Genomic DNA, 25,815 nt, shown 5'->3' on the forward strand with positions numbered 1-25,815 from the left:
GATAAATTGGTGATCCGATAATTGCAATTTGATATAAATACAAAGCCGGCTGCTGATCGCAACCGGCTTTAATTAAACAAAGAAACTTTCTTTTACTTATGATATGGTTTACCGTAACGAATCTAAATGAGGTTTTTTATTGTATTAAAAAGAGAAGTGGTGTTTTAAGATGTTCATGGTTTGGGAACATATGATAATTACAAAAGGATGAAATAAAGTCACCTCAGTATAAAAATTAATCTGTAATTCCTATGTACAAGTGAAATCCCGCTTACCTCCATCGCCTTTCATAATAAATCAGTTTCCCATAGTCCAAGCTGGCCTTTTGCTGGGATACGTTCATTCAAGATCTTTATGTCTTGAACCTCCCACGCATATCCTCCCACATTAAAGTCTCCTAAAAAATAATCATTTCCTGATACGATTTGTCCATTTTCCAGGACTGCTGAGGTCTGGTTTTTTTTAGTTATTTCCAGACAATTTTCAAGCCTGCCTACAGCAATGATCATTCCGGTCGGAAGTGTCTTTTCTGTATATCCATGCTTACCGAGCAGCGAACGGATGGCCACATGCCTGCAGACATCCTTATCTATTTTTTTACTTGTATGAATGGCAAGGGATCCGCGATAGTTTGTTTTCCATGACCTTGTTTCAAATTCATTCTCTCGTAGGACAAAAAGACTTGCCCAAGGCTGAATCATAGATAATACCTTCATTCTCACGGCCACCAATCTATAAAGTTTCGTTTCTCTTATCGTGTCCATAGAGAAGAATGTTATTATCAAAAAGGTTTAATTGGAATTCGGAAACCAGAATTATATTTCATAAACACAAAGATTTACTTGTTTTATTTTCCGTTTTTCATCGTTGAACTCTTTTACTTTTAAGTAAATAATTTTGGTGTCTAAAAAAGTTTTAAAAATTCTTTTGCTGCTTTTGATAAGTAACTATTCTTCCTCCAAATTACTTTGGGTTCAGATATTAAGGTCTGTTCCTTTAGCTGAATGACTCTCAATCCTCCCAATGAATGGAGGGATAATAACGAGAGCGGTAAGATCGTCGCACCAAACCCCGATGAAACGAGACCAAGTAACATTATTAAATCCTGACATTCGCACATTATATTTGGTTCTAAATCTAACCGTTGAAATTCATTGACAATTTATCCATAAGCACCTAAACCATAGTTTGGCCGCAGAAGAATCAATGGTATATCGATAATTTCCTCTAACCTGCATTGTTCTGATCCAGTCCACGTCCATTTTTTAGGTAAAACAAGCACATATGGACCCCTTTCCAAGGGCATTTGAGAGATACTTTTTTCTGTTATATTTGTCTGATAGCATAACCAGCTCATGGATCTTCGCCATATATGGAATGGGGGGACTCCTAACGCTCATCGTCTCCTTATATTATGGGCAGCCCATAGGCTATGCCTTTTCAATACCTGGAGCCATTCTTGTCGGCTCAAGCTTAACCCATTATTCTTTCAACCAAGTGGTTGGTGCTTATATTATAACCGGGATCCTTATTTTTCTTTTAGGATTATCTGGCCATGTTACAAAATTGATGAAGGTTTTGCCTATGCCGGTTATGATGGGGATGGTATCAGGCGTTTTACTCCCTTTCGGAACTGAAATGATCGGCTCGGTAGTAAAAAATCCTTTACTCAACGGAATCCCGTTACTTGTCTTTTTTGCTCTTTCTTTTTTCTTACCATTTTCAAAAAAGTTTCCACCTAGATTAGGGGCGGTCATTGCAGCAATTCTTTGTCTTAAATTTTTGCCGAATGTTTCTGCACAGCCTCTCCATATAACAATGGGCATTCCCCATTTTATCATCCCATCATTTAGTTTTTCCGTTGTAGGGGAACTTGTCATTCCATTACTCTTAACGGTTATTGCCATTCAAAATGCCCAAGGGATTGCTATGTTAGAGACCCATGGCTATCGTCCACCGATCAATGCCATGACCAATTGGAGCGGAATCGGTACCATTATAAATGCTTTTTTTTGGGGGCCACCCAGCCTGTATTGCAGGTCCCATGACGGGCTTACTTGTTAATAAGGAATCAGGCAAACTTGAACATAGGTATGTCGCTGCCATTGTATTAGGAGTATTATCCTGTCTATTAGCTCTATTTTCTCCAATGGCTTCGCAAATTCCACATGTCATTCCTGCCTCATTAATTCAATTACTAGGTGGAGTCGCCATGATTAGTGTACTGGTTGACTCTTTGAAAATGAGTTTCTCTGGTCCATTCAAATCAGGCGCCCTATTTTCCTTTATTATCACAACCTCCGGAATCTCTATTCTCCATATCGGAGCGCCATTCTGGGGTCTGGTTGGGGGTACATTAGCCACTGTATTCTTGGATAAACAAGATTTTTATAAATCCGAATCAAGTGACCCTAACAATGAAACTAACTTGAATGAAGCCCTTTTAAAGGAAAAAATTTCTTAACAGCAATTTTATAGACCTCGGATACATCTTTAGGACACAATAAAGGGACACCTAGACATAGTGCGGTCTAGGTGTCCCTTTATTTCTTTGTATAGAATAAAATCTTCATCTACTATGATACGGTTCATCACTATTAATCCTAAACTAATTTATCAATTAATAGAAATGTTAAAAAAGAATTTATGAACAGCTATCGTAAATTCACTATTCATTAGATTTCACTTCTTCTTGGCACCTGTACTGTACTACTAATTAATACAGTTCGAAAAGTCAATGAAATGGTAAGTTACTTTTATGCCGATTTTTAGTAATAGAAATTGAATTTACTTTTTTAATGCCTCAAATTCTTCGCCAATTTCCGCCAGACTCAAGCCCCATTGAGTATCATTATCAAAAAAAGAACAAAAAATAATTATTAAATTATCATGAAAGAGGTTGACCCCCTTGGCTGGCGTCAACCTTAAATTACCAGTTAAAATTCACCTAATCGACTCTTATTTTACTAAAGGATTCAAACCAGCAGTTTCCATATAATCTTTTCCCCAATTATACATAGCATCGAGAATCGGCATTAAACTTCTCCCTTGTTCAGTAAGGGAGTATTCTACTTTTGGAGGAACCACGGGATAGACTTCGCGTTTTACAATCAAGTCTTCTTCCAGTTCTCGCAATTGATTAACTAGCATTCTCTGCGTGATCCCTGGCATAAGAGCTTTCAATTCACCAAATCGCTTCGTTCCCTCTTTCCCTAGATGCCATAGTATAAGCATCTTCCATTTACCACCGATAACGGAAAGAGTTAATTCTTTTTCACAATTAAACATCTTTTCCTGCATTCGCGACATTTATAATCACCTCCATATTTATTATAGCCCATAGTATACTTTTTTCACTATATAAAATAAAAGTCTGTACTTGTAATATCCTTCCATACATAATGTATTAGCAGTGTACATATAATTCTCTATTCTGCTATTCAACGGAAGATGCATTACAGAAATAGAAGCAGAAGTTAAATAGGGAATTCATACCGTTTGAAATTCCCTATTTATCTTTTTTAAAAAACATACCCCAAATAAATTTTCTATCATTTTAATAGTTATTTTGGAAGCTAGTGAGTTCTCTCAACACGAGCACTTAAAATGTCTTCTGTTGTGATTTCAAGTAATTTCTCCAGGAACCTTATTGTTCCTTTTATATTTTTCTCCGTTTTAACGTTTTCCAATTTTTTAATATCTATCAAATCATTAAGAACTTTTCTGAAAGCATTGCTTTTTATTAGCCACTCTCCAATCAGTTCCTTTGTTGCAGATCTTTCAAATTCATTTTTCACAGCAAATAAACTTTCTTTTTTTGTTTCTATTAGAGTAATAGCATTTAAATTAGAATTCATACGCATCTTAAAATATCTCTTTTCACTATTATAATAATTTTCATTCCTTAACCGAAAATACTCTACACCAATAGTGATTTCGTAAAAAGAAGGTGTCTCTGTAACATATTGAATGTCTTTTACTTCAACATTTTTCAATAGATCTAGATAAGTTTCTATACCATACTGAGTATTTATCATTTTTGCATCCAATACATTCATGAACTTATCATCCTTTTCTACCATCATATTCATTGTTTTCATCACCATTTCACATATAATGAGCTATTTTTCTTCACCTATTTTTATTGACTTTTTTCTATTTAATATGACAGATGTAATTCTGTTAGTTTTTTTCAACAACATGTCCTCCAAATTCGTTTCTTAATGCAGCTACCACTTTACCTGTAAAAGTATCGCTGTCTAATGAACGGTAACGCATCAAAAGCGACATTGCGATAACAGGAGTGGCTGCTTGTAAATCTAAAGCTGTTTCAACTGTCCATTTCCCTTCACCAGAAGAGTGCATAATCCCTTTAATTTCATCTAGCTTTGCATCTTTTGAAAATGCACGTTCAGTCAACTCCATGAGCCATGAACGAATAACTGAGCCGTTATTCCACACTCTAGCTACTTTTTCGTAGTCAAAATCGAACTTGCTTTTTTCTAATACCTCGAATCCTTCACCAATCGCTGCCATCATACCGTATTCAATTCCATTGTGAACCATTTTTAAGAAATGACCGCTCCCTGCTTTACCAGCATAGATATATCCGTTTTCGACAGCTGTATCCTTGAAAATAGGTTCCACGATGCTCCAGGCTTCAGGGTCTCCGCCAATCATATAACATGCTCCATTACGAGCACCTTCCATTCCACCAGATGTACCGGCATCCATAAAGTGAATTCCTACTTCCTTTAGCTGGTTATATCTCCGAATGGATTCCTTATAGTGAGAATTTCCAGCTTCAATTACGATATCTCCAGTGCCTAGTAATGGTGCCATTTCATCAATTACTGAATCTACCACAGCATGCGGAACCATAATCCATACAACTCTTGGTTTTTCTAATGATTCAATAAGTTCTTTTAAATCAGATGTACCTTGAGCACCGTATTTCTTCATTTCTTCAACGGCACTTCCATTTACATCGTAAGCAACTACTTCGTGCTTGTTATCAATTACATTTTGACCTAAGTTTAATCCCATTTTTCCTAAACCTATTAATCCAACTTTCATATTCATTTCCTCCTTAATAATCTAAAAATATTGCTCATCTTTTATTACTACCACCATTTATACCCTTCTTCTTCCAACAATTGGCGGGAAGCTTCTGGTCCCATTGACCCGGATGGATATAATTGAAGGGGAATTGTATTTTCCTCAAAAGCCTCTAAGATAGGCTGTACCCATTTCCAAGACAACTTCACTTCTTTCCAGTGTGCAAAGAATGTTGAGTCGCCACGCATTGCATCGTAAATTAAAAGCTCATATGCTTCAGGAACATCTGCTTGCTTAGCAGAAAAATCAACATTGACTGGTTCGACTTTTCCATTGTTTAATGGGTTTTTACTATTTAATTGTAATGAAACACTTTCTTTTGGATTGATTTCAATCACTAAAAGATTTGGAGCAGTTTCTTCTTCTTGAGTCCTATATAAATCCTTTAAAGTATTTTTGAATTCAATCACAATTCGGGTGGATTTCTCTGTCATTCTTTTTCCTGTACGGATATAGAAAGGAACCCCTCTCCAAAAATCATCATCTACATATAGACGGGCAGCCACAAATGTGTCATTTAATGAAGAAGTAGCAACTTCAGGTTCTCCTTTATACCCAACAACTGGTTTACCTTGGATTTCACCAGGACCATATTGACCTCGAATCACATGATTCACCACATCCTCTTTCTTTAATGGACGAAGTGATTCTATTACTTTTCTCTTTTCATTTCGGATCTCTTCTGCACTAATTTGTTTTGGGAGCTGCATTGCTGTCATCATCAACATTTGCAGCATATGATTTTGAAACATGTCGCGAATAGCCCCAGCTTTATCATAATAATCAGCTCTTTCTTCAACCCCAACTGTTTCGCTTGCAGTAATTTGCACATTTGCAATGTATTGGTTGTTCCATAATGCTTGAAGAACTGGATTTGCAAATCCTAACGCTTCCAGGTTTTGTATCATCGGCTTTCCAAGATAATGGTCGATGCGAAAAATTTCTTCTTCATTAAAAGCTTTATTTAGTTTATCGTTTAATTCTTGAGCTGATTTCAAGTCATGTCCAAATGGTTTTTCGATAATTAGACGTTTCCAACCTTTAGTAGATGCTAGACCACTCTCTTTAATGTTGAAAGCAATCACATTAAAAAGCTCTGGAGCAACAGATAGGTAGAACATACGATTTTCTGGAATATTCAATTCTTCTTCACGTTGTTTAACGAGTTCAAGCAATCCTTTATATCCTTCAGCCTTGAAAGCATCTACATGGCTATACCGAAAGAAACGGATAAACACTTCAAGGTTTGAATCGTCATGTAGTGATCGTCTAGAAAATGTTTTTAAAGAATCTTTCACAAGGTTTTGAAAATCAGTATCTGATAAATCTCCTCTGCCCACCCCAATAATTGAGATGGGCAAAGGTAATTTTTTATCCAAAAATAAATTATATAGTGCCGGGAAGATTTTTCTTTTTGCTAAGTCCCCTGTCGCCCCAAATAAGACAAATGTCATTGCCTCCATATTACATACCTCCAAAATTAAAATTTCACTTATACCTTTCTAAAAAACTACTATAACTCTTGATAGCCAATCCGTGGCTTAGCCATATTTTTATTTGAACCTGCTTGGATCGTAATAATGATGTTCCTAAAATGCGAATGAACACATTTTGGACAATAACCATTATTCGCTGTGAGAGTTAGGCATCTTGAATAAGCTATGTGATGCTTTGCACCCGAACATACTATTCACCCTTTCAATGTAGGAAATTGAATGCGGAAGATCAGATGACTGATCAATAACCACAGTATTCGTGAATCCAATGTTGCAACAAGATGTAAGTATAATACCTACATTTCTAAAATGAAAGTACGCACTTTTCATTTAAATAGTGATAACAAAATCACATACTTACAAAATGTATACTATAGGAAATAAACTCATCTATTTTGGGCTAGATAAATTAAAAAGCCAGGGTGAGCATCCTCTCCCTGGCCAAAAATAAAAAGTGATATTAGTTTGTTGAGTACAGTATTCTTTATGTGTTGAAGCTTTTGGCGTAATAAGCGGATTATCTAAACGGGATGTCTCACAAACATAAGACGCCTCCATAATTGCATTAGGATCAACTTACAATATATAAACAACATCAACAATGACAATTTGGGCAATTATCGATCAACTTATACAGAAAATAAGCCATACAAAATAGCGCAGCGCATTGTTTCTTTTAAAGTTAATAGTAAGACTAATAAGCGGTTTGTCTTATAGTATACTTTTTAACACTATGTAAAATAAAAGTGCGTACTTTTATTATCGTATTATACGTTGTATACTTGCAATTGTTCAGTGAGAGGCCATTATATTCCTTATTGCCCGCAGTACAGATAAAGCACTATAAGGAATATATTACTGTAAAAGTATTATTACACTTTGGAGAAATTATCACTGTACAACAATAAAAACATTATAGGAGTGAATATAGATGGAATTACAATTAGCATTAGATTTAGTTAATATCCCAGAAGCAATAGAGTTAGTTAAAGAAGTGGAGGAGCACATTGATATCGTTGAAATCGGTACACCGGTTGTAATCAATGAAGGTCTACATGCTGTAAAAGCAGTTAAAAAAGCATTCCCTACCTTAAAGGTATTAGCAGACCTAAAAATCATGGATGCAGCTGGTTATGAAGTAATGAAAGCTTCTGAAGCAGGTGCAGATATCGTGACAATTCTTGGAACTGCTGAAGATATGTCAATCAAAGGTGCTGTTGAAGAAGCGAAAAAACAAGGTAAAAAAATCCTTGTTGATATGATTGCTGTTAAAGACCTTGCTGAACGTGCAAAAGAAGTGGACTCTTTGGGCGTGGATTATATTTGTGTTCATACTGGCTACGATCTTCAAGCAGTTGGAAAGAACTCTTTTGAAGATTTACAAACCATCAAAGGTGTTGTAAAAAATGCTAAAACTGCAATCGCAGGTGGTATTAAGTTAGACACACTTCCAGAAGTCATCAAAGTACAACCAGACCTTGTCATTGTAGGTGGCGGAATTACTGGCCAAGCTGATAAAAAAGCTGCTGCTGCCAAGATGCAACAAATGATTAATCAGGGGTAATTCAGATCATGAATACAACCCAATATCTAGCTGAAATCATAAAAGAGTTAAATCGCTCCGTAGATTTAATTTCGAATGATGAAGCTGAAAAATTAGTTAATGGGATTCTTGAATCAAAAAAAATCTTTGTTGCAGGCGCAGGTAGATCTGGATTTATGGCCAAATCATTCGCCATGCGAATGATTCACATGGGGATAGATGCCTATGTGATTGGAGAAACAGTAACCCCTACCTTTGAAAAAGATGACATCTTAATCATTGGATCAGGTTCAGGAGAAACGAAAGGTTTAGTTTCCATGGCTGAGAAGGCAAAAAGCATCGGTGGGACGATTGCAGCTGTAACCATTTTCCCTGAGTCCACTATTGGGCAATTAGCGGATATCACAATTAAGTTGCCTGGCTCACCTAAAGATCAGTCGGAGAGTGATTTTAAGACTATTCAACCAATGGGCTCATTATTTGAGCAAACACTTTTATTATTTTACGACGCTGTGATTCTTCGGTTCATGGAGAAAAAAGGCTTGGATACCAATAAAATGTACGGTAAACACGCCAACTTAGAATAAATATATGATCCCTCTAGTTCTAAATAGAAAAGACCGCAAGCTGTTACCATGGTAAGTTGCGGTCTTTCTGTTAGAAAGAACTACTTCAATTTGTAATAATTTTAGGAGTGATAAAATGATTTCTTTAAATGGAAAAACTGCAATAGTTACTGGCGCAGGAAGAGGCATTGGACGCGCTACTGCTATCGCCTTAGCAAAAGAAGGCGTTCATTTAGGACTAATTGGCTTAAATATGTCTAATCTTGAAAACGTTGCTTCTGAACTTGCACAATATGATGTAAAGGTTTCTGCTGCAACAGCAGATGTGACCGATCTTGAATCCGTTTCACAGGCGGTTGAACACATCACATCTAACTTGGGTCCAATCGATATCCTAATCAACAATGCAGGTGTTGCAAAATTTGGTGGCTTCCTTGACCTAACACCTGAAGAATGGGAGAAAATCATCCAAGTTAATTTAATGGGCGTGTATAATGTAACAAGAGCAGTGTTACCAGGTATGATTGAGAGAAAATCAGGTGATATTATCAATATATCTTCATCTGCTGGCCAAAAAGGTGCTCCAGTTACAAGTGCTTACAGTGCTTCTAAATTCGCTGTTTTAGGGCTAACAGAATCACTTATGCTAGAAGTAAGAAAACATAATGTCCGTGTTACTGCTTTAACACCTAGTACGGTGGTTACAGATTTAGCCATTGATACAAATCTTGTTAAAGGCAACGAAGAAAACGTGATGCACCCAGAAGACCTTGCAGAATTAGTCGTGGCTAGTTTAAAATTTAATCCAAGAGTTTTCGTTAAAACAGCTGGATTATGGTCAACAAATCCTTCATAAAACGAAGCAGATCCAGTGGGGTCTGCTTCTTTAGTTCGTACAAAAAACTCTTATATATATCAGTGATACAAGGACATTACTTTCTCTACCGCGATATAAGCGGGTTTGTGAAATTGTTTAGTGTTACATCTTTACCCGCTTTAAATTAGATTGCGTTAAATTAACGTTAATTTTAACATCCCTCTGGATTGTTTTTTTAAAAAAAGCTTCGATTTCGAAATTTCGCACTCAAATCTATGTAAAGGTTGTAATCGATGCAGATGAGTATCTAGATATTACAGAGAAGATTGAATTAGATGAATTAAAGAAGTTTGCTGTACACAAAAAGATAAGGAGTCGGCACGTATTAGGCACGACTCCTTATCTTTACTATTATACGTCCATAAACCCCTGTGTTAAAAAGGTTTGAATTATCCGATTGAACCTTCCATTTCGAACTTGATCAGGCGGTTCATTTCGACTGCGTATTCCATTGGAAGTTCTTTCGTGAATGGCTCGATGAAGCCCATTACGATCATTTCTGTTGCTTCTTCCTCTGAAATACCACGGCTCATAAGATAGAATAATTGTTCTTCGGAAACTTTTGATACCTTCGCTTCGTGTTCTAACGAGATGTTATCGTTTAGAATTTCGTTGTAAGGGATCGTATCGGAAGTTGATTGGTTATCCATGATCAGCGTATCACACTCGATGTTTGAACGTGCGCCTTCCGCTTTACGGCCAAAGTGTACAATTCCACGGTACGTTACTTTACCACCATGCTTGGAGATGGATTTAGAAACGATTGTAGAAGATGTATTTGGAGCCAGGTGAATCATTTTCGCTCCGGCATCCTGATGCTGGCCTTTACCTGCGAGTGCGATGGATAGTGTCATACCACGGGCACCTTCACCTTTAAGGATGACCGCCGGGTATTTCATCGTTAATTTAGAACCGATGTTTCCATCTACCCATTCCATTGTTGCGTTCGCTTCACATACAGCACGCTTCGTAACAAGGTTGAACACGTTGTTCGCCCAGTTTTGAATCGTCGTATAACGGCAGTACGCATCTTTCTTGATGATGATTTCAACGACTGCAGAGTGAAGTGAATTCGTTGTGTAAACCGGTGCTGTACAACCTTCAACATAATGTACGCTTGCACCTTCATCCACGATGATCAGTGTACGCTCGAATTGACCCATGTTTTCTGAGTTAATACGGAAATATGCTTGAAGTGGTGTATCCACCTTGATACCTTTAGGAACATAGATGAAAGATCCACCTGACCAAACCGCCGAGTTAAGGGCAGCAAACTTGTTATCCGTAGGAGGAATAACCTTCGCCCAATGCTCACGGAAAAGTTCTTCATTTTCTTTTAAAGCAGAATCTGTATCTTTGAATACAATCCCCATGTCTTCAAGATCTGATTGCATGTTGTGGTATACAACTTCTGACTCATATTGAGCAGAAACCCCTGCAAGATACTTTTGCTCTGCTTCCGGAATACCTAATTTATCAAACGTCTGCTTGATTTCTTCAGGTACTTCATCCCAGCTGCGTTCTGACTTTTCAGAAGGCTTCACATAGTAAGTGATCTCATCAAAGTTCAGTTCCTGCATGTCTCCGCCCCATTGAGGCATTGACATATTATAAAAATGTTCAAGTGACTTCAAACGGAAATCAAGCATCCATTGAGGTTCTTCTTTCATGCGGGAGATTTCTTCTACGATTTCGCGCGTCAAACCACGTTTGGAACGGAAAATTGAGACGTCTTTGTCGCTGAATCCATATTTATAATCTCCAATCTCAGGCGCTTTCTTAGCCATGTTGATTCCTCCATTCTTTGGTAGTGCCGAAGGAGAGCATCATTCCTGCTCTTCCTCTGACACTCCTTTTTCCATCGCTTTCCATGCCAATGTCGCACATTTGATACGGGCAGGAAATTTAGCGACTCCTTGTAATGCTTCAATATCTCCTAAATCCACATCGTCGTCATAGTCATTGCCTTGCATCATATCAGAGAAGATCTTGGAAAGCTTCAAAGCTTTCTCAATCTCTTTCCCTTTAACCGCCTGGGTCATCATTGAAGCAGAAGCCATGGAGATCGAACACCCTTCCCCATCGAACTTCGCATCTTGAACGATACCATCTGCAACCTTTAAAGTCAGGTGTATGCGATCTCCACAAGTAGGGTTATTCATATCGATGGTAAAGCTTCCATCCTCTAAAGAACCTTTATTTCGTGGATTCTTATAATGATCCATGATGACTTGTCGATATAACTGATCTAAATTATTAAAAGACATCGCTGAAAAACTCCTTTGTCTTCAATAGGCCTGCAACAAGTTTATCAATATCTTCTTCCGTATTATAGAGGTAGAAGCTGGCACGTGCTGTTGCGGATACGTTCAACCACTTCATAAGAGGTTGCGCACAGTGATGACCCGCGCGAACTGCAATCCCTTCAGCATCAAGTACGGTTGCCACATCATGCGGATGAACATCATCAATGTTAAATGTAACAAGGCCGGCCCGCTTTCCGGGATCACTTGGTCCAAAAATTTTCATGCCTTCGACTTCATTCATTTTCTCCAATGCATAAGCCGCCAGCTTATGTTCATGTTCTTCAATGTTATGAAGTCCTACTTCTTCAAGGAAATCAATCGCCGCTCCAAGGCCAATGGCACCTGCAATGATCGGTGTACCACCTTCAAACTTCCACGGTAGCTCTTTCCAAGTGGATTCCTGAAGCCCGACAAAGTCGATCATTTCTCCACCGAATTCTACCGGTTCCATTTTGTTCAGGTGTTTTTTCTTACCGTAAAGTACTCCGATACCTGTAGGACCTACCATTTTATGACCTGAAAATGCAAAAAAATCACAGTCAAGATCTTGTACGTCAACTTTCATATGTGGAGCGGCCTGTGCTCCGTCAACGACCATGACTGCTCCATTTTCATGCGCAATCCTGGTGATTTCTTTGATTGGATTCATTGTGCCAAGCACGTTTGAAACCATCATGATCGAAACAATTTTCGTTTGTGATGTGACAGTCGCTCGTACATCTTCAATCGCAATCGTGCCGTCTTCCTGAAGAGGAACATATTTTAATGCAGCTCCGGTTTCTTTGGCTAACTGCTGCCAAGGAATGATATTGCTATGATGCTCCATGTGAGTAATCACAATTTCGTCACCCTCGGTAAGGTTGGCGCGACCGTAGCTTGCTGCAACTGTATTGATTGCTGTTGTCGTCCCACGGGTAAAGATTACTTCTTGAGTCGAGGAAGCGTTAATGAAATTACGGACCTTTTCACGGGCACCTTCATATCCATCTGTCGCTCTCGTCCCAAGAGTATGAACACCCCGGTGAACATTCGAGTTATATCCACGATAATAGTCATTCATCGCTTCGATAACGGAAACCGGTTTTTGCGATGTTGCGGCACTGTCAAGATAAACAAGTGGATGGCCATTTACTTCCTGGTCGAGAATCGGAAATTGTTTACGAATCTCTTTTACATCCATTAGTTTACTTTCCTTTCGATAACCTCAACAAGTTGTTTCTTAACTCCTTCAATCGGCAATTGTTTTACAACAGGAGCCAAGAAGCCATGAATAACCAGACGTTCCGCTTCATGTTGCGGAATTCCACGACTCATTAGGTAGTAAAGTTGCAGCGGATCCACTCGACCTACAGACGCAGCATGTCCTGCCGTTACGTCATCTTCATCGATTAGAAGAATCGGATTCGCATCTCCACGTGCTTTTTCACTCAGCATCAATACACGGGATTCCTGCTCTGCATTCGACTTAGACGCACCGTGTTCAATTTTACCGATACCATTGAAGATGGAAGATGCTTCGTCTTTCATAACTCCATGCTTAAGGATGTATCCTTCAGAGTTTTTACCGAAGTGAACAACCTTCGTCGTGAAGTTTTGTTTCTGTTTTCCGCGTCCAACGACAACGGTTTTTGTATCACCATATGAGCCATCACCCATAAGATTCGTCACGTTTTCTGAAACGGTGTCTCCATCGTTCATTAATCCAAGAGCCCACTCGATGCGAGCATCTCTTTGTGCGATTCCACGACGGTTAACATACGTTGTTAATCCGCTTGCTAAATTATCCACAGCACCGTATTCCACTTTAGCATTATTGTTTGCCAAAACTTCCGTAACGATGTTGTATACGCCGTCTTCAACATTTGTTGTAGAAATGTAGTTTTCAACATACGTTACAGAGCTGTTGTCTTCAGCCACTACTAATACGTGGTTGAACATCGCTACTTCAGCATTGTCATGAACGTATACCGCTTGAATCGGTTGAGTCAATTCTACATTTTTTGGAATGTAAAGGAACACTCCCCCATTCATCAATGCTGCATGAAGGGCTGTAAGCTTGTGCTCATCCGTTTTCACACCTTCAGTCATGAAGTACTTCTGTACAAGCTCACCGTGGTCTTTAACAGCTGTAAAAATATCCGTAAAAATAACACCATTGTCTTTTAATTCATTTGAAAGAGAAAGAAAAGCAGGTGTATTATTTCGTTGAATATAAAGACTTTGGTCATTGCTTTCTATATCAACTAATTCTTTTGCTTCATCCGGCAGCTCACTCAATGATGAGAACGTATCACTATCCACTGTATGCTTCTGGAATTGAGTAAAATTCCAATTCGTGATTTTCGTTTTATCAGCAACTGGAAGGCTTAGATCCTTTACTTTATCAAAGGCATCTGTGCGAAGGGTTGTTAACCATTCGGGCTCTCCGAGTTGTTTTGAGTAGGAGCTGACATAGTCCTGATCTACTGGTAGTTTCGTTTCTACAGTCATTTTCATCCCCCTAACACTTACGCTTCTTGGCCAACAGTTTCGTCTTTGATTCCTAACTCTTCTTTAATCCAGTCATATCCTTCTGCTTCAAGGCGTTGCGCTAATTCTTCCCCGCCTGATTTCACAATGCGTCCTTGCATCATAACGTGGACATGATCAGGAGTGATGTAGTTAAGAAGACGCTGATAGTGAGTGATGATCAAGCAACCGAAATCCTCACCGCGCATTTTATTGATTCCTTTTGATACAACTTTAAGGGCATCGATATCAAGACCAGAGTCAATCTCGTCAAGGATGGCAATCTTTGGTTGTAACATCATTAATTGAAGGATTTCATTACGCTTCTTCTCTCCACCGGAGAACCCTTCGTTTAAGTAACGCTGTGCCATATCCGGATCCATTTCCAGGTATTCCATTTCAGAATCCATTTTGCGGATGAATTTCATAAGAGAAATCTCTTCGCCTTCTTCGCGACGGCTGTTGATTGCTGAACGTAAGAAGTCTGCATTCGTTACACCGTTGATTTCACTTGGATACTGCATTGCAAGGAATAGACCTACGCGAGCGCGCTCATCCACTTCCATTTCAAGAACATCTTCACCGTCGAAGTGAATGCTTCCTTTTGTCACTTCATACTTTGGATGACCCATAATAGCAGAAGATAAAGTAGATTTACCTGTACCATTTGGTCCCATTACTGCGTGGATTTCTCCACCTTTAATTTCAAGGTTAACCCCTTTCAGGATTTCCTTTCCTTCAATCTCAACATGAAGATCTTTAATTGTTAAAGTAGAACCTGCCATGTGTATTTACCTCCGTGACTTTATAATGAATTTAAGAATTAAATTCTTTAATCATTCTCAATTTATTCTCATTCTAATCTTATAACAAATAAAAGCTATAATCAACTTTTTCAACTATACAGATAGTGTAAACTTGACAAGATAATCCTTTTCTATTGTTAGCTTAAAATAAAGGAAAAATGTAGGGATTTCTTGTCCGGTTTCCTGTCTTGATGAACATACCGCCACTGAAATAAATTAAAGCCTATGAGACCGTCCGCTTTGTTCTTCGGTTATTAAGGCTTGCCGCTAATTGCATAACAATAAAAAAACCAGTGCATCGTCTACACTGGTTTCCTTTTTTCTTCCTTATTATATATTAGAGTGCACCTTACGATCAAGTGCCGCAATCATTCTTCTGCTTTCCTTATATTCCTGCTCTCTTCTTTTCTCTACTTGCATTCTGACATCATGCTTTCGTTTGTACACCTCATAACCAATCCCATGGGCTCCATGCATTGCCTTTTCCATTTCACTTGTGTACGAGATACTTTCAAGAGAGTCGATAATGAATCATTCCTTTCGGGTTTTTAATTACTTTACAACTATACTACCCCCTCGTTCACAAGACAAAACCAGTATAGGGTCATTTTTTCTTAAATTCATCCTTTTCATCCTAACCTAAAGGGGTTACCTTTAAGTTTTCACAAAATTCCGCCATTATACTGCCAATTAATAGCTTTATTAATAAATATTTATCATTTTGAATAAGAATTCATAATGAAATGTGCTATTATTTGCCTTTTTACTCTTGTTACATAGAAGGCTAAAAAAAAGACCACTGTCAACAGGTGTGTGTGCTTGATGGTGAGGGGATCCGCTCCGCTTTCCGCGGACGTACGGCCGAGCCTCCTCAGCTTAGCTGAACGGGGTCTCGGCACGCCCGTTCTTCCGAAGGAGTCTACGCGGTTCCCCTCACCATCTTTAATAGATTTTTTCTGACAGAGCTAAATGGTCTCATAAGAACAAACTAACAAGTAAACAGAATTCTTCTTACTAAATAGCAAATCAAACTCTACTCAGCTTAAGAAAGGTTTACCCAGTTTTTTGTTTTTATTTAAGAAAATATACTCAAAGAAGTTGATTGGAGCGGAGGGTGCTCGACTCCTGGGGGAATAGCAGGAAAGTTGAGACCCCACAGGGCAAAGCCCGAGGAGGCTCAACTCACGCCCCGCGGAAAGCGAGCACTTGGAGCGGAAATCAACCACCACTCGCTATTATAGAAATAACAATATTTACTAATACAGCCTTGTATAAAAAATGAGAAGGAATCACCCTTCTCATTTCACTTATTGCTTTAACTGATTCAAATCCTGAATCGATTGCTGGATTAAAGTGACAGCCTGACTCATGACCGCTCCGCCGCCAAATGCAGCAGTTACTCCAATTGCTTCAAGGATTTCTTCTTCTGAGCACCCTTGATCAAGGCATCCTTTTGTGTGGTAGATGATACAATATTCATCCTGGGAATAAAGACTGATTCCTAACGCGATCAACTGCTTTTCTTTTTTAGAAAGAACCCCTTCTCTAAAGCAGTGCTCAGTGAACGTATTATACTGTTCGGCCAGCTCAGGCATTTTTTCAGTGAAGATTCCAAGTCCCATTTTATAATCATGAAGGGCAGCTTCTGTTGTATTTCTTGGTTCCATCTGCATTTCAATCAGCTCCATTTCTGAAATAGATTCATCGAAAATAGTATGAACCAATAAGGAAATGATTATGTTAAAAATTTAGGGAAGACCTTGCAATGAAAAAAACCGATTCTGTACATTGACAGAATCGGGTTTGCACACTTTATTCACTTACCGGCACAACGGCTCCATCCCATTCTTCATTAATGAAGTCCTGGATTTCTTTCGAACGCAGTGCTTCCACTAGAGCTTTTACTTCCTCTTTGTTTTCATCACCTTTGTTAACTGCAATCACATTCACATAAGGAGAGTTACTATCTTCAATGGCAATTGAATCTTCAAGAGGTTTCAACCCTGCATCAATGGCATAGTTAGAATTTATGACAACCGCGTCCCCTTCTTCATTTTCATACATTTGTGGGAGAAGAGCTGCTTCGTACTCATAATCAAATTGGAGATTTCTAGGGTTTTCTTTAATGTCTTCAAGTTGGGCTTGCGTATTTTCCACCCCGTCCTTTAACGTGATGAGACCTTTTTTCTCTAACAATGTAAGGATACGTCCATGATCCGATACAGAGTTACTCATTAATATCGTAGCGCCTTCAGGAAGCTCCTCGAGAGATTTGAATTTTTTAGAATAAACACCGATCGGCTCAATATGAATCCCGCCTGCATTGACGAAATCATATTCATTTTCCTTCATTTGCAAATCCATATAAGGTGTGGTCTGGAAATAGTTTGCGTCAATATCTCCATTATCCAGATCTTTATTGGGGAGGATATAGTCTTGATACGTTTCAATTTGCAAGTCGATCCCTTTTTCTTCTAAGGCAGGCTTCACTTTTTCAAGGATTTCAGCATGTGGAATATTAGAAGCTCCTACTACCAATTCCTTTTCGTCATTTCCAGAGCCTGAACCGCTCCCACATGCTGCCAAACCAAAAATACTTGTTGCTGCTATAACTCCTGCTACCCATTTTTTCATTTTATTTCTCTCCTTTTATCGTTTATCTAATTTATTTGTAAAGAAATCACCCAGTATCTGTATCGCAAACACAATGAGTAATATCATAATGGTTGCGGCGATCGTCACGTCTTCCCTGCTTCGTTGGAAGCCGTCTAAATAAGCTAAGTTACCAAGTCCGCCTGCTCCGATGACCCCGGCCATTGCCGTGTATCCAACAAGGGCTATGGCTGTCACCGTAATCCCTGAAATCAAAGCCGGCATGGATTCCGGTATGAGTACTTTCCATATAATTGTGCTCGTCTTCGCCCCCATCGCTTTCGCTGCCTCGATGACTCCTTTGTTCACTTCTCTTAAAGCTATTTCTACCATGCGGGCGTAAAATGGAGCAGCACCGATGATCAGTGCGGGCAAAGCTGCATTCGCTCCGCGGATTGTGTCCAATAAAAACTTGGTGAACGGAATTAACAACACGATCAATATAATGAATGGAATCGATCTGAACACGTTTACGACTGCACTTGTTATCGTATAGGTCAGTTTGTTATCCCATAGATTTTCCTTAGAAGTGAGGAAGAGTAAAATCCCAAGGATCATTCCGAGTACAAAGGTAATCAATACAGACATCCCGGTCATATACAGAGTTTCGAGGGTTGCTTCCCACATCTTCTCCCAATCTACATTTGGAAATGAATTTTCAATCATCCTCTCAACACCTCCACTTGAACCAGTTGCGTATGAACATACGCCAATGCATCTATAATGGTTTGTTCATCTCCATCTAGGTGAACAAATAACGTTCCATAGGCACCTTTTTGGGTTTGGGAGATTTGTCCTTGCAGGATGTTTACGTCTAAATCAAACTTTCTTATCAGCGTGGTGATGAGCGGCTGCTCAGTTGATTCACCTACAAATGTAAATTTGAGCACTTTTCCATTGGGGTATTGTGTCAGTAGGTGTTCAATGGTTTCACCCGTTTCCTTTACTTCCGATACTTCTCTTACGAAACGCTTTGTCACTTGCTCTTGTGGATTTCGGAACACTTCCAATACATCCCCGAGTTCCACGACTTTTCCCTGTTCCATGACTGCCACACGGTGACAGATCTTCTGGATTACGTGCATTTCATGAGTGATCAGGACAATCGTCAGCCCTAAGCGTTTATTAATATCCACCAATAAATCAAGGATGGAATCGGTTGTTTGTGGATCTAAAGCGGAAGTAGCTTCATCACATAGAAGGACATCGGGATTGTTTGCAAGGGATCTCGCAATCCCCACTCGTTGTTTCTGTCCGCCGCTCAGTTGAGACGGGTAGGCATCTCCTCTGCCTTCCAAGCCTACAAGCTTCAATAATTCATTGGCTCTTTGCACTCTCTCTTTCTTAGATACTCCAGCAATTTCTAATGGGAACTGGATATTTTCTAATACAGTACGAGACCAGAGGAGATTAAAGTGTTGAAAAATCATGCCTATTGACTGTCTTGCTTCCCTCAGCTTTTTCCCCTTTACCTGGGAAACGATTTGACCATTCACGTCCACTATTCCATCTGTAGGAACTTCAAGACCATTAAGCATCCGGATCAGCGTACTCTTACCTGCCCCACTATAACCAATCACTCCAAAAATTTCTCCTTGGGCAATATCAATATTGACCCCATCAACGGCTGAGATCGGACCCGATTTGGATTGATATATTTTCTTCACATCTGAAATGGTAATCATGTTGTATCCCACCTTCTTTCGGAGTAAAACGACCTGTTTAATCAGAATAATAGTTGTACTTGCCTGATGTTTCCTGCTCCTTTTCTGAAGCAATAAAAAATGCCTTCCTGCGATAAGCAGAAAGGCATAATCATATAGGACTATCCTTTCTCTCATCTTTCAAAGCAAATGCTTTGAGTGAATTGGCACCATTTCAATTTTCATTGACGGTTGCCGGGCTTCATAGGGCACGTCCCTCCACCTCTCTAAATAAGAGTAAAGTATATTATTTAATTATTTGGATTAGTTAAAGACTCTGAAAATTTGCTACAAGAGAGATTCTATCACCGGATATAGAGTGTGTCAATTATTTTTTTCTACTTGATGTTTAAACTTCAATCGGGTCTTTTTCTCTGGATCTTGTTAGCCAAAGAACTGACTCCACAAATAATAGCGGACGATATCCTCCCCTTACTTCCAGGGATCCGTCCTCAATCAGTTGAGACAACCGTTCTTCCCCCATAAGAAGAGAAACCACTGTTTCCTCCATTCCTTCAATGACGAAATGAGCATCCCTATCCAATTCATCCAACACTGTGCATCCCTTGCTTGAAATTGAAATACCGTACAAATTTTTTCCACAATCAAACTGAAGAATAAACGGGCTATCTGGAAATAAGAGTCGTAAGTGATACCTTGAATGACATTGATCTACTAATTCCTCTAAATTTATTCGCATGAATACCCTCCCAGTGAAACTTCTATATAATAACAATTCCACTTTTAGGTATTTTCCCCTCTTATACTTTCTCGACATGTTTTGAAGAGAATCATCTAATTTGTCGAACAGTAAGAATTTGAATGATGACCAGTCAAAAAATGATGTCATTCGTAACATTTCCCGAGAAATATGTCTTCGTATGTAGAAAGAAAATCGTTCTATAATTGGATTTCATGAAGAAATAGGTGAATTTAGACAAATAAAAAAGACCTTCTCCCAAAAGGTCTCTTATCCCTCTAGCTATCCGCGGTCTTGTTTAGGGTTTCATATAAAAATGGCACGGATTGAAAGGCATAAATCCTTTCCTGTTCGACGCCATCTTTAAATAAAAGTAGACAGGGTACACTTTCGATGGATTGCTCTTCTGCAAATTGGGGCAAGTAATTCAGGTTGGCCTTCGAAAAATGATAGGATTGTGGAAGCTTCTCCACTACGTCAATCATCTTGCTTGCAACCTGACAGGTACCACACATCGGTGTATATAAATAAACAGCTTCGAACGCATGGACTTCAATCGATTGTTTTAAAGTTTCGGTACTACTTACCTCAATCAAAACTAGATCATCCTTTTTCCTAGAAATTCTTTATGAACGTCTATATTGGCTCCAATAAGAACTGATGCGAGATGATACTCCGGAGCTGCGGCCACTTCCTTGTACATTCGATCAATATACAAATGTTCAGCTTCAGGAAACTCACGTTTAAATTGCTTACGTAGTTTTTCACCTGCATCATCAGCATCTACTAATATATAGACATCCCTTTCCAATAAAGCATCAATGAGTTCGTCCATTTTCGTAATGCTAATGGTCCCGTTTGTACAAATAATTTCAATCGGTTCTTTAATGATATCCCTTACTTTTCGTTTATCAGTTGTACCTTCGACAATGATTACTTTTTCGTCAAGTTCCATCATGATCATCACCTTATCTTTCATAAATAAGATTACGATAGTATATTCAAATAACAAGAGATGATGTCCACTTTCTACTTATATTTTCTCATGTTTATAAAAAAAAGTGCAAGTGGTTTGCATAAACCAACTATTTTTTACAAATAGTGCCAGATTCGTAAATGAATCTGGCACCACGAGCATCTCTAACACCAGCCACCCTCATCACAATCTGTGTATCTTGCCTGATCGCCTTCTGTGGATGTGTAGCTTTGATATATTTTATTTTCTTTTGCTTCAAAGTTCGGCTCCATGGTTATTCCGTCAAGAGGCAAAGCCATTCTGCCGATTGGCTGATTATCCAAATATAGTTCTACTTCACCATCTTTAAGTTTTCCTGTCACTCTATTGGTTACATCTAATTTCCTAGGCTCAAGTACCATTTGTATTCATCCTCTCTATGTGAAAAAACGTCTACTCATATGGTACCCAAAATAAAAAACAAAACACCTTGAGAAATTCTCAAGGTGCATGGTAGAAATTATCCTTCATTAATCATTTCGTCATACTGTTCAGCTGTCATAAGCTTGTCTACTTCTCCAGCTTCTGTTGGTTCAACAACGATCATCCATGCTTTTTCATAAGGTGATTCGTTCACGAATTCAGGGCTATCGGATAGCTCTTCATTCACTTCTACCACCTTACCAGATACAGGTGCATATAGCTCGGAAACGGTTTTAACCGATTCAACACTACCGAATGGTTCGTCCGCTTTGATCTCATCTCCAACCTCTGGTAACTCAACGAATACGATATCGCCCAGTTCAGATTGTGCAAATGATGTGATTCCTACGCGTACATTTTCCCCTTCAACCTTGACCCACTCATGTTCTTCTGAATAACGAAGTTCTTTCGGTGTACTCATTCTCTATCCCTCCAAATGCTAGTTATACAACCTAATATTGACACACTTTTCATTGAAAAAGCAAGAAAACTAAGCGTGAATAATGAAACTTTTTCATTGTCCATGATTTGGTAATCACAGTCCTCTTTTTACTTCCACGTTTCTTCAAAGGTTTCTTCCTTGAAACCTACTGTCACCTTGTTTCCATCCGTCGTAATCGGACGCTTGATCAGCATCCCGTCTGTGGAAAGGATTTCTAATAATTCCTCATCAGAAGCAGAGTTCACTTTATCCTTCAAGCCTAGTTCACGATACTTTTTACCACTTGTATTGAAGAACTTTTTTAGAGATAAATTACTCTTTTCATATAGGCTTTTGAGCTCGTCTTTTGACGGCGGGTTTTCCACAATATGTATTTCATTCATTGCTATACCTTGATCTTCCAGCCACTTCTTTGCTTTGCGGCATGTACCACACTTGGGATAAGAATAAAAAGTCAATGACATCATTCCACCACCTTTCATTATGATCTGGATGAAGCAAGGCTCCATCCAGCATTCTGTATTGCACGAATCTATCTCTACATTCGACAATATTGATTATTATCCTTCTTTTGTGAAACATTACTCACATTGTTTTTCAACCGTCTCAACCAGTTCCTTTAGAAGGACGGTTGCATTATCCAATTCAAGAGAATAGAAGCGCTGTGTCCCCTTTTGCTCTAATGACACTAATTGCTGACCTCTCAGGATCTTTAAATGGTGAGAAACAGCCGGGCGAGATAATGTTAGATTTTCAGTTATTTGATTGACCGTAAGAGGTTCTTGTTCGGCAAGAAGTAATATTATGTCCTGACGATAAGGATCACTCAGTGCTTGAAATAATGGAATGCAAGCACGAAAGGTATCGATTGCTTTTTGACCCATAGTCTTCTCCCTTCAAACTCATTCACATTCAATTATACCCGTTCTTGTACTTTACGAACAATATTTGTGACCAATTTCCTCGGCATAAAACGAATGGACTGAGTCAGTATTCTGTTCTTAAACCCCGGGATGATAACCGTTTTATTTTTCATCATCATTTGGTTATACCCCTCTTCTACCACTTCTTCCACGCTCATCACACCCGACTGAAATAGTTTAGAAGACTGCAGGTCAGCTACATCGCTGAATCCCGTTTGGGTAGCTCCGGGACACAAAGCAGTCACTTTCACTCCGTGTGGTCCCCATTCATTAGCCAAAGCTTCTGAGAGTGAAAGGACATACGCTTTTGTAGCATAGTAAACGGCCATTAACGGACCCGGCTGAAATGCGGCTGTTGATGCGACATTTAGGATATGTCCACGTTTCTTCTTCACCATTTCTCTTCCAAAATACTTGCTTAGCTCGGTAAGGGCAGTGATATTCACTTGAATCATGTCCAGCTCTTTTGAGAGCACTGTTTGTTCGAATTCACCAAACAAACCGAAGCCTGCATTATTGATTAGGAAATCAACCTGGATCCCTTTTGCTTTGACTTCCTCATATAACGTTTCAGATGCTCCTGGCTTGGAAAGGTCTGATGGTATGACATATGCTTTCACACCGTACTTACTTTCTATTTCTTTTGATAGAATACGAAGCTTCTCTTCACTTCTTGCTACAAGAATCACATCATGACCTGAACCTGCAAATTTATGACTAAAGTGCAAGCCTATACCACTTGAAGCCCCTGTAATTAATACTGTTTTATTCATCTATGATTACCACCTTATATTATATGTTTAAACACTTAAAAGTTTAAGTGTTTAAACATATAATAATTGGTTATGATGGCTAAGTCAAGTTTGGAGGATTACTTCAAACATAAAGAGACGGACCTCCATTCAGAGGTCCGTCCCTTTAACTTCTCAATTAAACTGTATATTTTTCCGCGTCGATCAGCTTTTCTGATGCTGCACGTTTGACTGCAATCACGTTGATTGGTGTATGGCGGGTAAATTTACGCAGTGCTGACAGCATCATGCGCAGTGTGTCACCCGTTTCAGTTGCTACCAGTGTTTCTTTTGCATGCTGTTCGATTTCGTTGAATGCTTCTTGACAGAAGATTTGTGTGTAAAGAAGTTTTTGCTGAGCTTTCTCTACTCCACCTTTTTGAATCGCTTTTTCTGTTCTGAGAACAACGGACTCCATCGCGTATGCGTTTGAAACGATATCAGCAATGTTCACAAGGATTTCCTGCTCTTTTTCAAGAGCTTTACCGAATTTTTGAGCAGCTAAGCCGGATAGCATCAAGCCGATTTTCTTCGCATTTTTCACAAGGTATTTTTCCTGAGCAAGCGGCTCATCTCCTACTTCTTCAGGCATAAGCATCATCAGTTCTTCTTGAAGTGCCTGTGCTTTTTGAAGTAATGGAAGTTCACCTTTCATTGCTTTACGAAGGTACGTGCCAGGAACCAGAAGACGGTTGATTTCATTCGTCCCTTCAAAGATACGGTTGATACGGGAGTCGCGGTACATTCTTTCGATTTCGTATTCTTGCATGAAACCGTATCCACCGTGAAGTTGAACACCTTCATCGACTACATAATCCAGTACTTCTGTTGCGAAGAATTTATTCAGTGAACACTCAATCGCGTATTCTGCAATCGATTTTGCCACTTCAGTTCCGTTCTTCACTTCTTCATCCGTAAGCTTGCTCATACGATCCTCGAACAATCCTACTGTACGGTAAACGGAGCTTTCTGCTGCGTATAATTTAGACGCCATCGTTGCCAGTTTTTCCTTTGTCAGGTTGAAAGCAGAAATTGGTGTTTTGAATTGCTGACGTTGATTCGTGTATTGTACCGTTACCTCTAGTGCACGTTTACTTGCTCCGACAGCACCTACCCCTAATTTGTAACGGCCGATGTTTAAGATATTAAATGCAATGATATGGCCTTTCCCTGCATCACCAAGAAGATTTTCCACTGGAATTTCAGCATCTTCCAGGATTAATGTCCGAGTGGATGAGCTTTTGATACCCATTTTCTTCTCTTCCGGACCGGTTGAAACGCCTGGGAACTCTTTTTCTACGATGAACGCCGAGAAATGCTCCCCATCGATTTTCGCATACACAACGAATACATCAGCAAACGCAGAGTTTGTGATCCACTGCTTCTCACCATTTAAAATGTAGTGAGTACCTTCTGCATTCAATTTAGCTGTCGTTTTAGCTCCCAGCGCATCTGAACCTGAACCCGGCTCCGTTAATGCGTAGGCTGCCAGTTTTTCACCAGTCGCCAATGGAGGAAGGTATTTTTGCTTTTGCTCTTCGTTTCCGAACAGAACGATTGGAAGTGACCCGATTCCAACGTGTGCACCGTGAGAGATGGAGAATCCGCCTGCACGTGACATTTTTTCAGCAATCAGTGCCGAACTTACTTTATCCAATCCCAATCCGCCGTACTCTTCGGGAACATCTGCACCCAGAAGTCCAAGGTCCCCCGCTTCTTTTAACAGGCGGACAGAGTGGTCAAATTCATGGTTTTCCAGATTATCGATAACAGGTACCACTTCATTTAACACATAATCCTCGGTTGTTTTGGCAATCATTTTTTGTTCATCAGAGTATTCCTCCGGTGTAAAAACTTGCTCACAACTTACATCTTCAATTAAAAAACTTCCACCCTTGATTAGCTTTTCTGTTTGATTCGCCATTTCGAATCCCCCTAAAAATTTT

The 25,815-nt window shown here is 39.1% G+C and carries 30 protein-coding genes and 1 riboswitch; of the genes, 5 read left to right on the top strand and 25 right to left on the bottom strand.

The genetic code is table 11. The features are described from left to right. Positions 1–287 precede the first annotated feature (287 nt). Both FZC88_RS13500 and FZC88_RS24745 read right to left on the bottom strand, forming a co-directional pair. Entirely contained in the window at positions 288–716 is a 429-nt protein-coding gene (locus FZC88_RS13500; protein WP_148970804.1) for an ASCH domain-containing protein, read from the bottom strand. Positions 717–904: 188 nt separating this feature from the next. Beyond that, complete coding sequence (locus FZC88_RS24745) at positions 905–1,120, bottom strand: LysR substrate-binding domain-containing protein (protein WP_148970805.1); 216 nt, start codon at positions 1,118–1,120, stop codon at positions 905–907. A gap of 257 nt (positions 1,121–1,377) precedes the next feature. Between FZC88_RS24745 and FZC88_RS24750 the strand changes: the two genes are divergently transcribed. Both FZC88_RS24750 and FZC88_RS13515 read left to right on the top strand, forming a co-directional pair. Further along, on the top strand, positions 1,378–2,064 hold the full coding sequence (locus tag FZC88_RS24750; protein ID WP_397541195.1) for a benzoate/H(+) symporter BenE family transporter: 687 nt from the start codon (positions 1,378–1,380) through the stop codon (positions 2,062–2,064). Beyond that, positions 2,003–2,464: a benzoate/H(+) symporter BenE family transporter gene (locus FZC88_RS13515; protein ID WP_148995272.1), complete on the top strand. Its 462-nt coding sequence runs from the start codon at positions 2,003–2,005 to the stop codon at positions 2,462–2,464. The genes FZC88_RS24750 and FZC88_RS13515 overlap by 62 nt, the downstream gene beginning before the upstream one ends. A gap of 494 nt (positions 2,465–2,958) precedes the next feature. On the opposite strand, the gene FZC88_RS13520 is transcribed toward FZC88_RS13515, so the two are convergent. From FZC88_RS13520 to zwf, 4 genes are all read right to left on the bottom strand, one after another. Further along, positions 2,959–3,309 (bottom strand): winged helix-turn-helix transcriptional regulator, encoded by a 351-nt coding sequence (locus FZC88_RS13520; RefSeq protein ID WP_148970808.1) that lies wholly within the window; start codon positions 3,307–3,309, stop codon positions 2,959–2,961. Positions 3,310–3,575: 266 nt separating this feature from the next. After that, the gene (locus tag FZC88_RS13525) at positions 3,576–4,058 is read right to left on the bottom strand and encodes a hypothetical protein (protein WP_148970809.1); all 483 of its coding nucleotides are present in this window, start codon (positions 4,056–4,058) and stop codon (positions 3,576–3,578) included. 124 nt (positions 4,059–4,182) lie between these two features. Next, positions 4,183–5,076, bottom strand: coding sequence for a phosphogluconate dehydrogenase (NAD(+)-dependent, decarboxylating) (gene gnd, locus FZC88_RS13530; protein ID WP_148970810.1), 894 nt, complete (start codon positions 5,074–5,076; stop codon positions 4,183–4,185). A 47-nt stretch (positions 5,077–5,123) separates the two neighbouring features. After that, positions 5,124–6,581, bottom strand: a complete 1,458-nt coding sequence (gene zwf / locus FZC88_RS13535; RefSeq protein WP_148995273.1) for a glucose-6-phosphate dehydrogenase — start codon at positions 6,579–6,581, stop codon at positions 5,124–5,126. Positions 6,582–7,545: 964 nt separating this feature from the next. Between zwf and hxlA the strand changes: the two genes are divergently transcribed. The 3 genes from hxlA to FZC88_RS13550 all read left to right on the top strand — a co-directional run bounded on the left by hxlA (position 7,546) and on the right by FZC88_RS13550 (position 9,579). Next, positions 7,546–8,178, top strand: coding sequence for a 3-hexulose-6-phosphate synthase (gene hxlA, locus FZC88_RS13540; RefSeq protein WP_148970812.1), 633 nt, complete (start codon positions 7,546–7,548; stop codon positions 8,176–8,178). Between the two features lie 8 nt (positions 8,179–8,186). Next, positions 8,187–8,744 (top strand): 6-phospho-3-hexuloisomerase, encoded by a 558-nt coding sequence (hxlB, locus tag FZC88_RS13545; protein WP_148995274.1) that lies wholly within the window; start codon positions 8,187–8,189, stop codon positions 8,742–8,744. Between the two features lie 115 nt (positions 8,745–8,859). Then, entirely contained in the window at positions 8,860–9,579 is a 720-nt protein-coding gene (locus tag FZC88_RS13550) for a 3-ketoacyl-ACP reductase (protein ID WP_148970814.1), read from the top strand. A 410-nt stretch (positions 9,580–9,989) separates the two neighbouring features. Here the strand turns inward: FZC88_RS13550 and sufB are convergent, their stop codons facing one another. The 19 genes from sufB to FZC88_RS13640 form a co-directional block, all read right to left on the bottom strand. Next, positions 9,990–11,387: a Fe-S cluster assembly protein SufB gene (gene sufB / locus FZC88_RS13555; protein WP_148970815.1), complete on the bottom strand. Its 1,398-nt coding sequence runs from the start codon at positions 11,385–11,387 to the stop codon at positions 9,990–9,992. A gap of 39 nt (positions 11,388–11,426) precedes the next feature. After that, entirely contained in the window at positions 11,427–11,867 is a 441-nt protein-coding gene (gene sufU / locus FZC88_RS13560; RefSeq protein ID WP_148970816.1) for a Fe-S cluster assembly sulfur transfer protein SufU, read from the bottom strand. After that, positions 11,857–13,086 (bottom strand): cysteine desulfurase, encoded by a 1,230-nt coding sequence (locus FZC88_RS13565; protein ID WP_148995275.1) that lies wholly within the window; start codon positions 13,084–13,086, stop codon positions 11,857–11,859. Before FZC88_RS13565 ends, sufU begins: the two co-directional genes overlap by 11 nt. Next, positions 13,086–14,396 carry a Fe-S cluster assembly protein SufD gene (gene sufD, locus FZC88_RS13570; protein WP_148995276.1) on the bottom strand — a complete coding sequence of 437 codons (1,311 nt, stop codon included), beginning with the start codon at positions 14,394–14,396 and terminating at the stop codon, positions 13,086–13,088. The genes FZC88_RS13565 and sufD overlap by 1 nt, the downstream gene beginning before the upstream one ends. A 17-nt stretch (positions 14,397–14,413) precedes the next feature. After that, positions 14,414–15,199, bottom strand: a complete 786-nt coding sequence (sufC, locus tag FZC88_RS13575) for a Fe-S cluster assembly ATPase SufC (protein WP_044338171.1) — start codon at positions 15,197–15,199, stop codon at positions 14,414–14,416. A gap of 351 nt (positions 15,200–15,550) precedes the next feature. After that, a complete protein-coding gene (locus FZC88_RS24080) occupies positions 15,551–15,697 on the bottom strand; it encodes a YuzK family famiily protein (protein ID WP_187443439.1) in 147 nt (48 codons plus the stop codon). 830 nt (positions 15,698–16,527) lie between these two features. Then, entirely contained in the window at positions 16,528–16,893 is a 366-nt protein-coding gene (locus FZC88_RS13580; protein WP_187443384.1) for a carboxymuconolactone decarboxylase family protein, read from the bottom strand. Positions 16,894–17,032: 139 nt separating this feature from the next. Then, the gene (locus tag FZC88_RS13585; RefSeq protein ID WP_148995277.1) at positions 17,033–17,854 is read right to left on the bottom strand and encodes a MetQ/NlpA family ABC transporter substrate-binding protein; all 822 of its coding nucleotides are present in this window, start codon (positions 17,852–17,854) and stop codon (positions 17,033–17,035) included. Positions 17,855–17,869: 15 nt separating this feature from the next. Next, on the bottom strand, positions 17,870–18,538 hold the full coding sequence (locus FZC88_RS13590) for a methionine ABC transporter permease (RefSeq protein ID WP_148995278.1): 669 nt from the start codon (positions 18,536–18,538) through the stop codon (positions 17,870–17,872). Further along, positions 18,535–19,557, bottom strand: coding sequence for a methionine ABC transporter ATP-binding protein (locus FZC88_RS13595; protein ID WP_148995279.1), 1,023 nt, complete (start codon positions 19,555–19,557; stop codon positions 18,535–18,537). The genes FZC88_RS13590 and FZC88_RS13595 overlap by 4 nt, the downstream gene beginning before the upstream one ends. Positions 19,558–19,706: 149 nt before the next feature. Next, positions 19,707–19,813, bottom strand: a riboswitch (SAM riboswitch). Positions 19,814–19,924: 111 nt separating this feature from the next. Then, complete coding sequence (locus FZC88_RS13600) at positions 19,925–20,275, bottom strand: SCP2 sterol-binding domain-containing protein (RefSeq protein ID WP_148970065.1); 351 nt, start codon at positions 20,273–20,275, stop codon at positions 19,925–19,927. 278 nt (positions 20,276–20,553) lie between these two features. Continuing rightward, positions 20,554–20,871 (bottom strand): thioredoxin family protein, encoded by a 318-nt coding sequence (locus tag FZC88_RS13605; RefSeq protein WP_397541032.1) that lies wholly within the window; start codon positions 20,869–20,871, stop codon positions 20,554–20,556. Between the two features lie 2 nt (positions 20,872–20,873). Further along, positions 20,874–21,233: a toprim domain-containing protein gene (locus tag FZC88_RS13610; RefSeq protein WP_148970066.1), complete on the bottom strand. Its 360-nt coding sequence runs from the start codon at positions 21,231–21,233 to the stop codon at positions 20,874–20,876. A 182-nt stretch (positions 21,234–21,415) separates the two neighbouring features. Then, on the bottom strand, positions 21,416–21,652 hold the full coding sequence (locus FZC88_RS13615) for a YusG family protein (RefSeq protein ID WP_148970067.1): 237 nt from the start codon (positions 21,650–21,652) through the stop codon (positions 21,416–21,418). 98 nt (positions 21,653–21,750) lie between these two features. Continuing rightward, the gene (gene gcvH, locus FZC88_RS13620; protein WP_148970068.1) at positions 21,751–22,134 is read right to left on the bottom strand and encodes a glycine cleavage system protein GcvH; all 384 of its coding nucleotides are present in this window, start codon (positions 22,132–22,134) and stop codon (positions 21,751–21,753) included. Between the two features lie 128 nt (positions 22,135–22,262). After that, entirely contained in the window at positions 22,263–22,619 is a 357-nt protein-coding gene (locus tag FZC88_RS13625; RefSeq protein ID WP_148970348.1) for an arsenate reductase family protein, read from the bottom strand. A gap of 117 nt (positions 22,620–22,736) precedes the next feature. After that, a complete protein-coding gene (locus tag FZC88_RS13630; protein ID WP_148995280.1) occupies positions 22,737–23,039 on the bottom strand; it encodes an ArsR/SmtB family transcription factor in 303 nt (100 codons plus the stop codon). A 32-nt stretch (positions 23,040–23,071) separates the two neighbouring features. Continuing rightward, positions 23,072–23,851 (bottom strand): SDR family NAD(P)-dependent oxidoreductase, encoded by a 780-nt coding sequence (locus tag FZC88_RS13635; RefSeq protein WP_148995281.1) that lies wholly within the window; start codon positions 23,849–23,851, stop codon positions 23,072–23,074. 157 nt (positions 23,852–24,008) lie between these two features. Beyond that, positions 24,009–25,793, bottom strand: coding sequence for an acyl-CoA dehydrogenase family protein (locus FZC88_RS13640; RefSeq protein ID WP_148970071.1), 1,785 nt, complete (start codon positions 25,791–25,793; stop codon positions 24,009–24,011). Positions 25,794–25,815 lie beyond the last annotated feature (22 nt).

The sequence above is a fragment of the Rossellomorea aquimaris genome (assembly GCF_008180865.1).
In the GTDB taxonomy this organism is placed as follows: domain Bacteria; phylum Bacillota; class Bacilli; order Bacillales; family Bacillaceae_B; genus Rossellomorea; species Rossellomorea yichunensis.